General features: G+C 71.6%; 13 protein-coding genes. 9 read left to right on the top strand and 4 right to left on the bottom strand.

Annotated elements, in window-relative coordinates:
* Positions 1 to 22: 22 nt before the first annotated feature.
* Positions 23 to 2,836, bottom strand: a complete 2,814-nt coding sequence (locus ACYF6T_RS11805) for a LuxR C-terminal-related transcriptional regulator (protein WP_461695762.1) — start codon at positions 2,834 to 2,836, stop codon at positions 23 to 25.
* 379 nt (positions 2,837 to 3,215) lie between these two features.
* Between ACYF6T_RS11805 and ACYF6T_RS11810 the strand changes: the two genes are divergently transcribed.
* The 3 genes from ACYF6T_RS11810 (at position 3,216) to ACYF6T_RS11820 (ending at position 5,256) form a co-directional block, all read left to right on the top strand.
* Entirely contained in the window at positions 3,216 to 3,623 is a 408-nt protein-coding gene (locus ACYF6T_RS11810) for an SsgA family sporulation/cell division regulator (protein ID WP_461695763.1), read from the top strand.
* 226 nt (positions 3,624 to 3,849) lie between these two features.
* The gene (locus ACYF6T_RS11815; RefSeq protein WP_461695764.1) at positions 3,850 to 4,395 is read left to right on the top strand and encodes a hypothetical protein; all 546 of its coding nucleotides are present in this window, start codon (positions 3,850 to 3,852) and stop codon (positions 4,393 to 4,395) included.
* Positions 4,396 to 4,587: 192 nt separating this feature from the next.
* A complete protein-coding gene (locus tag ACYF6T_RS11820; protein WP_461695766.1) occupies positions 4,588 to 5,256 on the top strand; it encodes a hemerythrin domain-containing protein in 669 nt (222 codons plus the stop codon).
* A gap of 491 nt (positions 5,257 to 5,747) precedes the next feature.
* On the opposite strand, the gene ACYF6T_RS11825 is transcribed toward ACYF6T_RS11820, so the two are convergent.
* Positions 5,748 to 6,497, bottom strand: a complete 750-nt coding sequence (locus ACYF6T_RS11825) for a TetR/AcrR family transcriptional regulator (RefSeq protein ID WP_461695767.1) — start codon at positions 6,495 to 6,497, stop codon at positions 5,748 to 5,750.
* 121 nt (positions 6,498 to 6,618) lie between these two features.
* On the opposite strand from ACYF6T_RS11825, the gene ACYF6T_RS11830 reads away from it, so the two are divergent.
* Together ACYF6T_RS11830 and ACYF6T_RS11835 are read left to right on the top strand one after the other, a co-directional pair.
* Positions 6,619 to 7,518, top strand: coding sequence for an SDR family NAD(P)-dependent oxidoreductase (locus ACYF6T_RS11830; RefSeq protein WP_461695768.1), 900 nt, complete (start codon positions 6,619 to 6,621; stop codon positions 7,516 to 7,518).
* 83 nt (positions 7,519 to 7,601) lie between these two features.
* Positions 7,602 to 8,609: an aldo/keto reductase gene (locus tag ACYF6T_RS11835; RefSeq protein ID WP_461695769.1), complete on the top strand. Its 1,008-nt coding sequence runs from the start codon at positions 7,602 to 7,604 to the stop codon at positions 8,607 to 8,609.
* Positions 8,610 to 8,675: 66 nt separating this feature from the next.
* On the opposite strand, the gene ACYF6T_RS11840 is transcribed toward ACYF6T_RS11835, so the two are convergent.
* Positions 8,676 to 8,972 carry a winged helix-turn-helix transcriptional regulator gene (locus ACYF6T_RS11840; protein WP_461695770.1) on the bottom strand — a complete coding sequence of 99 codons (297 nt, stop codon included), beginning with the start codon at positions 8,970 to 8,972 and terminating at the stop codon, positions 8,676 to 8,678.
* 275 nt (positions 8,973 to 9,247) lie between these two features.
* Between ACYF6T_RS11840 and ACYF6T_RS11845 the strand changes: the two genes are divergently transcribed.
* A complete protein-coding gene (locus ACYF6T_RS11845) occupies positions 9,248 to 9,652 on the top strand; it encodes an SsgA family sporulation/cell division regulator (RefSeq protein WP_461695771.1) in 405 nt (134 codons plus the stop codon).
* A 21-nt stretch (positions 9,653 to 9,673) separates the two neighbouring features.
* Here the strand turns inward: ACYF6T_RS11845 and ACYF6T_RS11850 are convergent, their stop codons facing one another.
* On the bottom strand, positions 9,674 to 10,330 hold the full coding sequence (locus ACYF6T_RS11850) for a response regulator transcription factor (protein ID WP_461695772.1): 657 nt from the start codon (positions 10,328 to 10,330) through the stop codon (positions 9,674 to 9,676).
* A 343-nt stretch (positions 10,331 to 10,673) separates the two neighbouring features.
* Between ACYF6T_RS11850 and ACYF6T_RS11855 the strand changes: the two genes are divergently transcribed.
* The 3 genes from ACYF6T_RS11855 (at position 10,674) to ACYF6T_RS11865 (ending at position 13,628) form a co-directional block, all read left to right on the top strand.
* A complete protein-coding gene (locus tag ACYF6T_RS11855) occupies positions 10,674 to 11,411 on the top strand; it encodes an SDR family oxidoreductase (protein WP_461695773.1) in 738 nt (245 codons plus the stop codon).
* Positions 11,412 to 11,503: 92 nt separating this feature from the next.
* Positions 11,504 to 12,403 carry an SDR family oxidoreductase gene (locus ACYF6T_RS11860; RefSeq protein ID WP_461695774.1) on the top strand — a complete coding sequence of 300 codons (900 nt, stop codon included), beginning with the start codon at positions 11,504 to 11,506 and terminating at the stop codon, positions 12,401 to 12,403.
* A 232-nt stretch (positions 12,404 to 12,635) separates the two neighbouring features.
* Positions 12,636 to 13,628: a sensor histidine kinase gene (locus tag ACYF6T_RS11865; protein ID WP_461695775.1), complete on the top strand. Its 993-nt coding sequence runs from the start codon at positions 12,636 to 12,638 to the stop codon at positions 13,626 to 13,628.
* Positions 13,629 to 13,637 lie beyond the last annotated feature (9 nt).

A 13,637-nucleotide genomic window follows, 5' to 3' on the forward strand; every position in this document is an offset into this window, starting at 1 on the left:
CGTGGGGGTCACGGCACGCGGGTCAGAAGGAGACGTCGGCGGGCTGGTCCACCTCCGTCAGATACAGGCGGGCCAGTTGGACCCGGGAGTGGACGCCGAGTTTCTCGAAGGCGTGGCGCACGTGGGTGTTCACGGTGTGCGGGGACACGAACAGCCGCTCGGCCGCCTGCCGGTTCGTCGCCCCGTGCGCGATGAGGCGTACGACACCCAGCTCCGAGGGCGTCAGCCCGCGCCACCCCGCCTCGGGCGCCCCGGTGCCCGCGACGGTCTTGACCCCGAGCCCGCGCAGCCGGCCGCGCGCACGCTGGGCGTCGCGCTCGGCGCCGCAGGCCTCGTACGCCCGCAGCGCCCGCTTGAACAAGGTCCGGGCCGCGCACGGGTCGGTCCGGGTCAGCAGGGTGCCGGCGTCCTCCCAGGCCTGTGCCTGGGGCAGCGGCCGGGAGCTGCCGTACTCGTCGGCCGCCTGCATGAGCCTGCCGCGGTCACCGTCCAGAAGACCCCGCGCATGCCTGGCGGCCGCCTCGAAGAGGGGGAACGGCGCGTTGTGCCGTGCCCGGCGCTCGGCGAACTCGGTGACGGACACGGCGGTCTCACGTCGACCGGCGCTGAGCGCCGCACGGACGAGGACGACCGCGTCCGCGGGATCGGTACCGCAGTCATGCAGGCGGCCGTGCTCCAAGTGTGCTGCGGCGGCCATGAGTTGAACCTCGGTCAGGCGACGGCCGTGGTACGCGGCGGCGATGAGGGTGAGCCACGCCCCGGCCCGGCGCTCCTGGGGACCGCCGGTCGACAGCAGCTCGTCGGCGCGTGCCGCGCAGGCGGCCAGCCCCGCCTCGTCACCGGTGTGGAAGGCCAGGTGCGCCCTGGTGCACAAGGCCGCCGGTTCCCCGGTGAACGACAGACCCGTGGCTGTGGCCGCGTCCTCGGCGGCCGCCAGATCCCGCGTGGCGTCGGTCAGCCGGCCGGCGCTCAGCAGCAGGCGGGCGCGGGCCGTGCGCCACAACGGCACGAAGGCGCGCCGGCCGTGCCGGTCCGCCTGCTCGACCGCCTCGTCGAGCAGGTCCAGCGCGCCCCGGCCGTCCCCGGACAGGTCCAGGAGTGACGCGAACCAGCTCGTTGCGACGGCCACCTCGGGAAGGCGGGCGGTGAGGCGCGGATCGAGGTGCGCGACGCCCGTCGCCGCGGCTTCGCCGTGGGCGAGTGCGCTCGCCCAGTCCTGGCGGTGTGCGGCGCCCATCGACAGCCGGATCCGGCGCGTCAGCTCGCCGACCGGATGCGCACCGGGCCGTGCCGGCGCGTCCGCCTTCGCGTCGGCCTCGTCGGTCTCGCCCGCCAGCAGCCGGCCCAGCAGGGTGGCCGTCAGCAGCTCGTCCCGTACCGTCACCGGGACCTCGCGCCGGCGCTGGACGCGCCGGATGTGGGCCGTCGGCTGGTCGAGCCGGAACTGGCTGCCCATCCGGGCCAGTTCCAGGCAGGCGTGGGCGTGGGAGACGGGATCGAGTGGTGCCTGGAGGAGGTCGCGGGCCAGGTCGCGGGCGTCGGCGACCTCGCCGGCCTGCCACAGCAGGGGAACCGCCGCCGCCGTCAGGCGCCGGCGCTCCGGGCAGTCGTGCTCGGTGAGCTCCACGGCGCGCTTGAGGTACCGGGCGGCGGTGCCCACCGCCACGGTGGCGAGGTCGTGTGCGGCGGCACACAGGATCCGTACCGCCTCCGCGTCCCCGGGCTCGGCGAGGTCGGCCAGCTCGGCGGCGAGCGTCGCCGCCGGCACGCCCGCCCGCGCCCTGACCTCGATCGAGCGCCTGCGGACGGAGAGCCGCAGGGGTTTCGGGAGGGTGGCGGCGATCGCCTCGCGCATCGGCGGGTGCGGGAAGGACAGACGGTCGTCTCCCGCATGCAGCAGCCGTGCCGACAGTGCCTCGCGCAAGGGGGCCAGCAGCGCGGGTTCGGGCCGGTCGAGCACCTGGGCCAGATGCCGGACGGCGAGTGTGTCACCCAGCACCGAGGCGATCAGCACCAACTCCCGCGCGGCTTCGGAGAGCTGGTCGAGACGGCGGGTGGCCAGCCAGGCGAGCACCGACCGCGTCTCGGCCGGTCCCGCGGGGGCGACGTCCTGCAGGTGGGCACACAACTGCCGCACGGTGCCGGGCATTCCGTCGAGGTAGGGCAGGTAGGGCGTCGCGGCGGCGGCGTGTGCTCCCAGCAGATCCTGTGCCATCTGCCGCACCGCGTCGTACGTGAGTGGGGCGAGCACCAGCTGGGTCGCCTGTCGGGTGAACAGATCCCGGCGCAGGGCCCGCGCGGTCGGCGCGTGCGGGTGTGTGCGCGAGGCGAGCACCCACAGCAGGGGGCAGCCGGCGAGCTGCCGGGTGAGCGTGCGCAGTGCGTGCAGGGTCAGGTCGTCGCCGGCGTGTACGTCGTCGACGAGGACGGCCACGGGCCGGTGGCGGGCGAGGGCACGCAGCCGGTTGGCGAGGTCGCGCGGCGGCCGGTGGGACGTGCCCGGCCGGTCCCCGCGGGGGCGTCCGCCTCGGGCGAGGTCCTCCGCCTCGGCGCCGAGGGCGTCCCACAACGGTGGCGACGACGTCGTCCCCGCGGTGCCGGTGAGCACTTGTGCCCCGGCCAGGGCCGCCTCGCTGCCCGCGTAGGCCAGCATGCGGGACTTCCCCGATCCGGCCGGGCCCTCGATCCACAGGATGCCGCCGCCGTTGCGGTGGACGTGGCGGCGTACCCACTGTGTGAGTCGTTCCTGCTCCGCTCTGCGCCCGCGCACGGGGAGCGAGGCCGCCTCGTCGACAGGGCCCGACGTCGTCCAAAGGGTGTCAATCGCCTGGCTCAAGGCAACCTCCGGGGTTTCGCGTTGACTGCGACCGACGGGGGCGGCGGTAGCGCGAGATGCCGGTCGCCGGCGTTCCCCACGTCGTCAGCCATGGTGGGCAATGGACCGTCGGCTCGGCTGTCGAGACCGCCTGAGATGTGGGCCGGGCGCTCCCCAGGGCCGACGTCGGGTCAACCCCACGTGACGCGCCGGCCGTCGGCTCGGCGGGGCGGTCGGCGTCATGGGGTTGCCGCAGGTGGTCAGCTGCGGTTGTGGGGTCTTCCCGAGGCCGGACGACGGGCTGTCCCGGGGCAGGTCTGCGGGCCGCACTACAGCCGGTGCGACGCCGCCGTCACGACACTGAGCGCAGCTGTCAGCACCGGATTCCGGGAGGTTTCGAATGACGAAGTGCACCCTGACGGTCCAGATCACCCATTGGATCGCCCGCCGCCTGCCCGCACCGATCACCTGCGAGTTCGCGTTCGACACCGGCGACCCGCTGGCGGTCACCCTGGTCTTCGACCCCGAGGGAGAGTTTCCCGTGCCCTGGGTGTTCGCCCGCGAGTTGCTGACCGAGGGGCTCACGGCCCGGGCGGGTCAGGGCGAGGTGGAGGTCTGGCCCCATGACGACGAAGGCGGGCGTTCCCTGTGGATCGAGGTGCGGAATGCCACCACGGGCCATACGGCACTCTTCGAGGCGCCCGCCCGGCCCGTCGCCCAGTGGCTCGCCCGCTCCTATGCGCTGGTGCCGCGAGGCCGGGAGATGACGGATGTGGACTGGGACGAGCTGACCCAGCTCATTCAGTGACCCGGTGCGCAGCCAGTCAGCGAACTGACTTTTCCGTGACAGGTACTCGGTTCGTCTTCATCCGAAGGTGACACGAATGGACGCAGGTACATGGGACCGTATCAGCCAGGCAATGGGGCCCCGGCGTAGAATCTGTGGCAGCGCCTGAGACACGCCCTCTCAGTATCCGCGACACACATCGACAGTGAACCTTCGTCGAAGAGCCGAACCAAGGAGGGTCCGCAGCATGCCCGATGCCAGCCCGGCCACCACCGAACTGCTGACGCACTACAGCTCTCAGTTGACGAAAGACCTTGAGCGCAATGTGCAGGAGCAGGACCAGGTCCGCCGCGAGATCGAGGCGCTGCAGGCCCGTCTGCTGACGTTGCAGCACGACCACACGGTGCTCGCCACCATGCAGCAGGCCCTGGAGAGTGGCATCCCCCTGCAGCAGAGCCCGATGCCGTCCCCTGCGCAGGGCTACGACCTGCCCACCGCCGGAACGGGTGCCGCGCGGCGCAAGCAGCAGGCGCCCACCCTGGTCGCGCTGATCCGGTCCTACCTCGCCGAGCAGTCCGAGCCCTGCTCCGCCGCCGAGGTGGCCACCGCCCTGAGCGAGCGGCATCCCGACCGTGTCATCAAGACCACCGTCGTGCGCACCACGCTCGAGGGACTGGTCGCCCGCGGCAGCGCGCAGCGCCTCAAGCAGGGGCACTCGGTGTTCTACACGAGTCTGGAAGGGGACCGGAAGCAGGGGAAGACGGCCGCCGCTCCGTCGTCCGCCGACGGCTGAGGACGCCCGAGGTAAGTCTTTCACAGTGACTGACTGTCATGTGCTTCAATCTCTATCACTCTCGACACATGTACAGTCAAGGGATTGACTTAGTGCAAGTACACTTCCCGCGACATGCAGTGCGCCGCCCCACGGGGTGTCCGGCGCGCGTCGTCGAGTGTCCTCTGCTTCGCCTTCCCGGAAAGTAGCGTCATGCCCCACATATCGACCGATCGCGCCGACGTCCGTGACATGCTCGTCGTCCACGAAGCCTTCCGGCAGAGCTACGCGCGCCTGCCCGCCCTGATCAGGTCCGTGGCACCGGGCGACACCCGGCGGGCCGCCGTCGTCGCCGACCACGCGCACCTCGTCGAGGAGTTTCTTCACCTGCACCACAAGGGCGAGGACGAACTGCTGTGGCCGAAGCTGCTGCACCGCGCGAGTGACCGCCTCGGCGCCACGGTGCAGAAGCTGGAGAGCCAGCACGGGGAGATCGCGGCACTGCTCGACGAGTCGGCCGAGCGCCTCGCGGTCTGGCGCGCCGAGCCGACCGCGGAGTACGGGGAGCGGTTCGCCGTCACCGTGGAACGCCTGGGCGCCCTGCTCACCGAGCACCTCGCGATCGAGGAGGAGTCCGTCCTGCCGGTCGTCCCTGAGTATGTGACGGCGACGGAGTGGCACGAGCTGGGGGACCACGCGATCAACGCCCTGCCCAAGAGCAAGCTGCCCATCGTGTTCGGCATGCTCGCCTCGCTCGCCGACGACGAGGTGGTCGCGCTGATGCTGTCGACGGCACCGCTCGTACCGCGCCTCCTGATGCCCGTCCTCGGCCCCAAGGCCTATGCCCGCCACGCCCGGAAGGTGTACGGCACGGCCGCCTGACCCACCCCGCGCCGCGGCTGCCGTCCCCGGACGGCAGCCGCGGCGTGTTTCCCGGCGGTCCACGCCGATGACGTGACCGACACCGCCGACGCGCTGTGCCGAGGCATGGCGAAGTCCTGCGGTCCTGGCTGGACACGTTCGGGCGCACCGCCGTCGACGACGCCGTTCGCGGGCCTTGACCGTCCTGCTGGACGGCCGGCGGCGGGGCGCACGGTCCGCCGAAGCCGGCTGATATCGCGTGAACATGTGATGCTGGGCCGGTGGCCCGCACGCCAGAATGAGGTCTCGGACAGCAGTGAGGAGTCCTCGGATGTCTGGCTATCCCGCACGGGAGCACGAGACGCTGGCGAGCCGGACGCGTACCGAGTCGCCGGGGTGCCGTCCGCGGCCGTCGGGAGCGACCGGTGAGCGTCGGCGGCGGATCGGTGCGGTGCCCGTGCGACGCGGTGTCCCGGGCCGCACGGACACCGCCGCGAGCGGAGGAGGGTCGGTCAGACGCCCGGTGCCGGACCGTTGGCGAGCCGGGTCAGCCACTCCGTGAGCAGCAGGTGCTCACCGGGGCTGAAGTCCGGTTCCGGCGCCCCCTCGTCGAGCAGTGCCTTGAGGGCGACGGCGTGCCGCGCGCCGCGGGCGGCACGGGTGTCCCCGGCCGTCGGGCCGGGGTCGGCCTCCGTGATCAGCGCGGCCAGCACGGCCTCGCGCGTGCTCTCGGACAGCCCTTCGTACTCGGCGAGCCGCCCGGCCTGGCGGGCGCCGATCAGGGTGATCGTCACGCCGACGCCGGTCGCGTGGATCATGGCCGCCGCGGCCTCGATGTCCATGCGCAGCCGGCCCGCCTCGGCGGCGCGGGTCACCAGGCGCCGCAGGATGTCGTAGGCCTCGTTCATGGCCGCGGCCCGGTCGCCGGGCCGGTGGTCGGTGTAGAGGAGCCGGTAGAGGGCGGGGTTGGCCAGGCCGAAGGCCACGTGCAGGTCCCAGCCGCGGCGCAGTTGTTCCAGGGGGTCCCCGGCGGCGAGGTTGGCCTGCTTGTCGGCGAGGTACCTCTCCAGGCCGCGCCGGGCGACCTCGTCCAGCAGGCCCTGCATGTCGCCGAACTGGCGGTAGATGGTCTGTGCCTGGACTCCTGCGGCCGCGCTGACGGAACGGGTGGAGACCGCCTCCCGTCCGCCTTCGGCCAGCAGGTCCGCCGCTGCCCGCAGGATGCGTTCGCGCGGCTGCGGGGTCGTGTCGGTCGCTGTCATGCCAGCAATGATAACGCTTGACCGTGATCGATGCTGTGTTATCGTTGATGTATCGAATCGGTGATCGGCGATGTCGACGACCTGTGGTCGGTCGCCCTTTCGCCGCCTCAAGGAGGAAGACATGTCCACTGAGATCTCGCACACGGTCCTGGTCACCGGCGCGGGCACCGGCATGGGAGCCCTGTCGTCCGTCTCGCTCGCCGAGGCCGGCCACCGGGTGTTCGCCTCGATGCGGGACCCGCGGGGGCGCAACGCCGAGAAGGCGCAGGCTCTGCTGGACCAGGCCAAGGGCGCCGCCGGGGAACTGTCGGTGGTCGAACTCGACGTGCTGTCGGAGGAGTCCGCGGCCATGGCCGTGGAGGAGGTCGTGCGGCAGGCCGGAGGCATCGACGTCGTCGTGCACAACGCCGCCCACCTGCTGGTCGGCGTGACCGAGGCGTTCAGCCCGCAGGAGGTGATCCGCGCCTTCGACGTCAACGCCGTGGGCGCCCTGCGGGTCAACCGGGCCGTTCTGCCGGTGATGCGGCGCCAGGAGTCCGGGCTGCTGCTGTGGATCGGCTCGGGCACCACCCGCGCTATCCCGCCCTTCCTCGCCCCCTACACCGCCGCCAAGGCCGCCTTCGACGCGTTCGCCGAGTCCACCGCCTGGGAGGTCACCGCCTACGGCATCGAGACCACGATCCTGATGCCCGGCGTCTTCACCCACGGCACGGCGCACTTCGCCAACGCGGCCTTCCCCGCCGACACCGAGCGTACGGCGGCGTACGAGAAGATCGCGCCGTTCCTGGCCTCCATGGGGGAGGACACCGAACGCATGATGGTGGGCGGCGTCAGCGCCGACCCGCAGATCGTCGCCGACGAGGTCGTGCGCGTCGTCGGCCTTCCGGCGGGCAGCCGCCCGCGCCGCACCGTCGCGGACGGCTCCGACTACGGTGCCGAGATCATCAACGGCGCCGCCGAGGAACTGCGGCTGCGCCTGGCCCGCCGCATGGGCGTCACCCGCCTGCTCGACCGCATCTGAACCAAGGTCCGGCGCGCCGGCCGCGCGCCCCTTTCCCACCCTCGTCCCTTTGAACGCCACATTTCCTCGCAAGGAGAGCTGTCATGACTGTGAACCGGCGCAAGCTCGGTACCTCCGGCCCGGAGGTCTCCGCCATCGGCCTGGGTGCCATGGGAATGTCCGACCTGTACGGGCCCGCCGACGACGCGGAGAGCATCGCCACGCTGCACGCGGCGATCGACGCGGGCGTCAACCTGATCGACACCGGCGACTTCTACGGTTCCGGTGCCAACGAGATGCTCATCGCCCGGGCCCTGCGCGAGCGGCGCCGCGAGGACGTGGTGCTGAGCGTCAAGTTCGGTTCACGGCGCACGCCCGACGGCGCTTTCCAGCCGGTGCCGTACGACGTGTCGCCGGAGGCCGTGAAGGACCGCCTGGCCTACTCGCTGCGGCGACTGGAGACCGACTACATCGACATCTACCGCCCCGCCCGGCTCAACCCGGCCGTCCCGGTCGAGGAGACGGTCGGCGCGCTGGAGGAGATGCGCCAGGCCGGCTACATCCGTCACATCGGTCTGTCCGAAGCCGGCGCCGAGACCATCCGCCGGGCCGCCGCCGTGGCACCGATCAGCGACCTGCAGATCGAATACTCCCTGCTCTCACGCGGACCCGAGCGGTCGATCATCCCGACGCTGCGGGAACTGGGGATCGGTCTGACGGCCTACGGTGTGCTCTCCCGCGGTCTGCTCAGCGGTCACTGGTCACCCGCGCGCGAACTCAACGGCAGCGACTTCCGGGCCCACTCGCCGCGCTTCCAGGGCGAGAACCTGCAGGCCAACCTGCGTCTGGTCGAGGCCCTCGGCCGGGTCGCCGAGCGTCTGGGCGCCACCACCGGCCAGGTGGCCATCGCCTGGGTCGCCGCCCAGGGCGAGGACGTCGTCCCGCTCGTCGGCGCCCGCCGGCGCGAGCGCCTGGCCGAGTCGCTGGGCGGCGCCGGCCTGACGCTGGACGCGCAGACGCTCAAGGAGATCGAGGCGGCGGTCCCGGCCGGCGCCGCCGCCGGCGAGCGGTACGCGGCACCCCTGATGGCCACCCTCGACAGCGAGCGCTGACCCGTCGGGCCACCCCGAACCACCGCGCCCGCCTCGCCTCCTCCTCGACGGGGGCGGGCGCGGTCCTCACTCCTCGAAGGTCTCCCAGGCGCGTTCGAACCGGTCGACCTCCGCTTCGAGCAGGACGACGAGGTCGACAGCCCGCCGGGCCACCAGGAAGCCGAGCGGAGACAAGCTGTAGGTGACCCTCGGCGGGATCGTGGCCTCGACGCGCCGGTCGACCAGACCGTCCCGGCGCAGAGTCAGCAGAGTCTGCGACAGCATCTTCTCGCTGATGCCCTCGACGCGGCGGCGCAGCACGTTGAACCGGCTCTCCTGTTCATGCAGCGCCGACAGGACGAGGATGCCCCACCTGCCTGTCACGTCCATGAGTACCTGACGGGAGAAACAGTTCTTCGAGAACACACTGACTGTGGACTCGCCCCTTTGAGTCGTCATGACCAGACACTACCGAGCCGAGCATTGAGTCAACATGTGCCGGCAAGCTAACACATGGCTGTCGCGGTGTGCCCGCGCCGCCGGTCCGCCGCGCAGAGTGTCCCATCACCGTCAGATGACGCATGAGAACGGGTGCACCGGCTCGTCATGATGGTCGCCGTGATGGATCTTGTCTCTCTCTCGTACGGGCGGTGGCGGGCATGAAGAAGGTGCACCTCGCGACCACCGCCACGTACTGGGTCGCCAGACGGCTCCCGCTGACGATCTGCTGCGAGCTGTCCTACGACGTGCGGGACCCTTACGCCGTCACGCTGATCCTCGACTCGGAGGGCGAGCACCCGGTGCGGTGGGTCTTCTCGAGGGAACTGCTCGCGGACGGTCTGACCGGACGCGCCGGTGAGGGCGACGTCGCCGTGTGGCCCGAGGGCGACGAGGCCGACGGGTGGTCGGTCTGGTTCGAGGTGGGCCGGGCTCCGCACACCGCCTTGTTCGAGATGGCGTCCGCGCCCCTCACCGAGTGGCTCCTCGGGACCTACCGTCTCGTCTCCGAGGGCCGGGAAGCGGCCTTCGTGGAGTGGGACGCGTTGACTCGCCTGAGCAAGTGAAGCGGGCCGCGTCCGGTCCGGTCACTGCTTGAGGTACCGCAGCACGGCCAGCACCCGGCGGTGCTGGTGGGACGTGGCCTGGTTGAGGCCGAGTTTCATGAAGATTCCCGTGACGTGGCGCTCCACCGCGGGCACGGTGACCACCAGGGAACGTGCGATGCCGGTGTTGGAGTGGCCCTCGGCCATCAGCGCCAGAACCTCGCGCTCCTTCGGCGTCAGGGCGGCCAGCGGGTCCTCCTTGCGTTTGCGCCCGACGAGGGTGGAGATCACGTCCGGGTCGAGGGCCGAGCCGCCGGCGACCACCCGCTGCACCGCGTCGGTCAGGATCTGCGGGCTGGCCACCTTCTCCTTGAGCAGGTAGCCGACGCCGCTCGGATCGTCGCCGACCAGGTCCAGCGCGTAGGAGGCGTCGAGGAACTGGGAGAGGACGATGACGGCGGTCTCCGGCTGCGCGGCCCGGATCTCCTGAGCGGCCTGCAGTCCGTCCGCGGCGAGGTTGGGCGGCATCTGGATGTCGGTGATCACGACATCCGGACGCTGCTCCTTGGTGACCCGCACCAGATCCATCGCGTTGTCCACGGCCGCGACCACGTCGATGCCCGCGTTGCGCAGGATCGTGGCGATGCCTTCACGGACGATGGCCTGGTCTTCACCGAGGACCGCTCGCAGTTCACTCATGTACGCATACTAAGCCGTATCTGGTGAGGCGGGGTGACTCAGTGCTGAGTGACAGCAGAGTCATATGTCTCCACTCCTGTCGGGCCATCCCCACGCCGTGGTGCGGGTGGGCCGCATGTGCGGTGTGCGGTCCGCTCGATGGTGGTCCGCAAGTGCCGAACGGAAGACTGGCGGGGCGCCGACGGGTTCGCTCCGGTTCACCGATGTTATCGATGCTCACATCTTGACGTTGTCGGTGCTCGCATCGTGTGTTATCGTCGTTCACGTCGAAGCGTCATCGGTGATGACGCTCCGGACGCCCTCTTCGCGAGCAGTTGTCATCTCACCTGAAGGACTGGTCATCATGACGGACACCAACCCCCGCGTCGCCCTGGTCACCGGCGGTACCGGCGGCATCGGCCTCGCAGTGACCAACCGCCTGGTCCAGGACGGCTTCGCCGTCGCCGTCCACTACGTCGGCAACAAGACCAGGGCGGACGAGACGGTGGCGGACATCAGGAGCCGAGGCGGCAAGGCGATCGCCGTCAGCGGTGACGTGGCCGACGAGGACGCGATGGCCGCCGCCTTCGACGCCACCGAGGCGGAGTTCGGCGGCATCGACGTCGTGGTCAACACGGCCGGCATCATGCTGCTGTCGCCGATCGCCACGCTCGACCTGGACGACCTGGACCGCATGCACCGCACCAACATCCGCGGCACCTTCGTCGTCTCCCAGCAAGCGGCCCGGCGCCTGCGCAAGGGCGGCGCCCTCGTCAACGTCTCGTCGTCCCTGACCCGGCTCCAGTTCCCCACCTACGGCGCCTACGCCGCGAGCAAGGGCGCAGTCGAGGCGATGACCCTGGTGCTGGCCCGCGAGATGCGCGGCAGGGACATCACCGTCAACGCCGTCGCCCCCGGCCCCACCGCCACCCCGCTGTTCCTGGAGGGCAAGGACCAGACCGCGCTCGACAACCTCGCCAAGGCCGCGCCGCTGGAGCGGATCGGCACCCCCGAGGACATCGCCGAGGCCGTCGCCTTCCTCGCCGGTCCGGCCCGCTGGATCAACGGCCAGACCATCTACGCCAACGGCGGCATCGCCTGACCCGCCGGCGCCCGAGGCCGCCCGGCCCCGAGCCCGCCCCTGCCCGACTCACCCGGACCGACCCCACCTTCTTCGTCGTCGAGGAGAATCCCATGAGCAACATCGTCGTCATCACCGGCGCCTCCAGCGGCTTCGGCGCCCTCACCGCCCGCTCCCTGGCGGACGCCGGCGACACCGTCTACGCCGGCATGCGCGAGACCGCCGGCCGCAACGCGCCGCAGGTGCAGGCCGCCGCCGACTACGCCGAGCAGCACGGCGTCGACCTGCGCTCCATCGAGCTGGACGTCAACTCCGACGACTCGGTCACCTCGGCGATCAAGCAGATCATGGAGGAGCACGGCCGGATCGACGTGGTGATCCACAACGCCGGCCACATGGTCACCGGACCCGCCGAGGCCTTCACCCCCGAGCAGTTCGCCCAGCTCTACGACATCAACGTGCTCTCCACACAACGCGTCAACCGCGCCGTCCTGCCGCACCTGCGCAAGGCCGGCCGCGGACTGGTGATCTGGGTGTCCAGCTCCAGCGTCAAGGGCGGCACCCCGCCGTACCTCGCTCCCTACTTCGCCGCCAAGGCCGCGATGGACTCCCTCGCCGTCAGCTACGCCGGCGAGCTGGCCCGCTGGGGTGTGGAGACCTCGATCGTGGTGCCCGGCTCCTTCACCAGCGGCACCAACCACTTCGCCCACTCCGGCCACCCGGCGGACGGTGCCGTGGAGGCGGAGTACGAGACCAGGTACCCGGGACTGCTGGAGCAGGTCTCCCAGAAGCTCGCCGCGCTCGCCCCCGAGGGCGCCGAGGCCTCGCTGGTCTCCGACGAGATAGCCCGGATCGTCGCCCTGCCGGAGGGCACGCGTCCCTACCGCGTCCACATCGACCCCGCCAACGACGGCTCGGAAGAGGTCTCCCGGACCGCCGACCGGATCCGCCGTGAGTTCCTCACCCGGATCGACCTGGCCGACCTGCTGACCGTGCACCCGGCAGGAGCGTGACACCAGCACCAGCCACTTCAGGGCGAGGGGCCGGCCACCTGGTCGGCCCCTCGCCCTGTCCGCGTTCCCCGCCGCGCGCATGCCGTCGGCCCGGCCGGCAAACACCGGCCCCGACCTGGCTGGATCTCATCCACCGTCACATGACGCATGCCTCGGGCCCGCACGCGCTGCGACAGTCGGACTACCAGCGGCGAAGGCGCCGAGCCCGGCGGATCTGGGAAGGGGCAACGTGATGACGTCGACCGCGAATGATGTGAGCAGCGTCCTTGACGTCATTCGGCAACCAGCCTGGACGGTGGACGCCCGGCACCGGGTCGCCCACGCCAATCGTCCCGCGGCGTCGCTTCTCGGCCATCGGCGTCCCGCCGATCTGCTGGGCACCGACGGCAGACCGGCCGAGGTCCCCGGCACGGAGGCAAAGAGCCCGACGGGCGTGACGGCCGCGCCGGCCCACGGCCGGGGCACGCTCACCCGAACGGACGGCTCTCTCCTGCCGGTCGAGTGGTCGCTGATTCCGCTGGCCCGGTCGGGCGGCGCGGCCGCCGTGTACGTCTTCCGTCCCGGCACCGGCGCCTCTACGACGGTCCGGGAGCGCACGCCGGAGGAGCGAGCCGCGCGGGCGCGTACCGCATGGCTCGACGCCCTCCGGCGCCGCGAGGTCGCCGGCGCACTCCAGCACGGTGCCCAGGAGCGCGTGACCTCGCTGCTGCTCGCCCTCGGCCTGGTCCGTGAGCGCCTGGCCGCCGAGCATGTCCGGGCACCGGTGGCCGAGCTGCTCGAACGCGCGGTCCGGGACGCCGAGGAAACCCTGGAGCGCATCAGGCGGGTCACGGCCGAGCTGTATCCGGGCGTGCTCAGGCTGCGCGGCCTCCCGGCCGCCCTCACCGCGCTCGCCGCACAGTGGCCGGTCCCCGTGGACGTCTCGGTGAACCTGCGTGAACGCCTGCCGAACGAGGTGGAACTGCACACCTACCACCTGGTCCGGGAGGCGCTCGGCCGGGCGGTGCGCGACGCCCGGGCCGGCCGCGTCCGGGTGGTTGCGGAGCGGGACACCGAGCTGGTGGTAACGGTGACGGACGACGGTGCCGCCCTCGGCACGGCCTCCCTGACCGCCCTGGCCGACCGGGCGGCGGCCGTGGACGGAAGCGTCACCGTACGGCACGAGCCGGGCAAGGGCACCACGGTCCGTGCCGTCATCCCCGTCCACTGTCACATGTTCATGTGATGCGGGCCC

Source organism: Streptomyces sp. 7R007 (assembly GCF_054850255.1).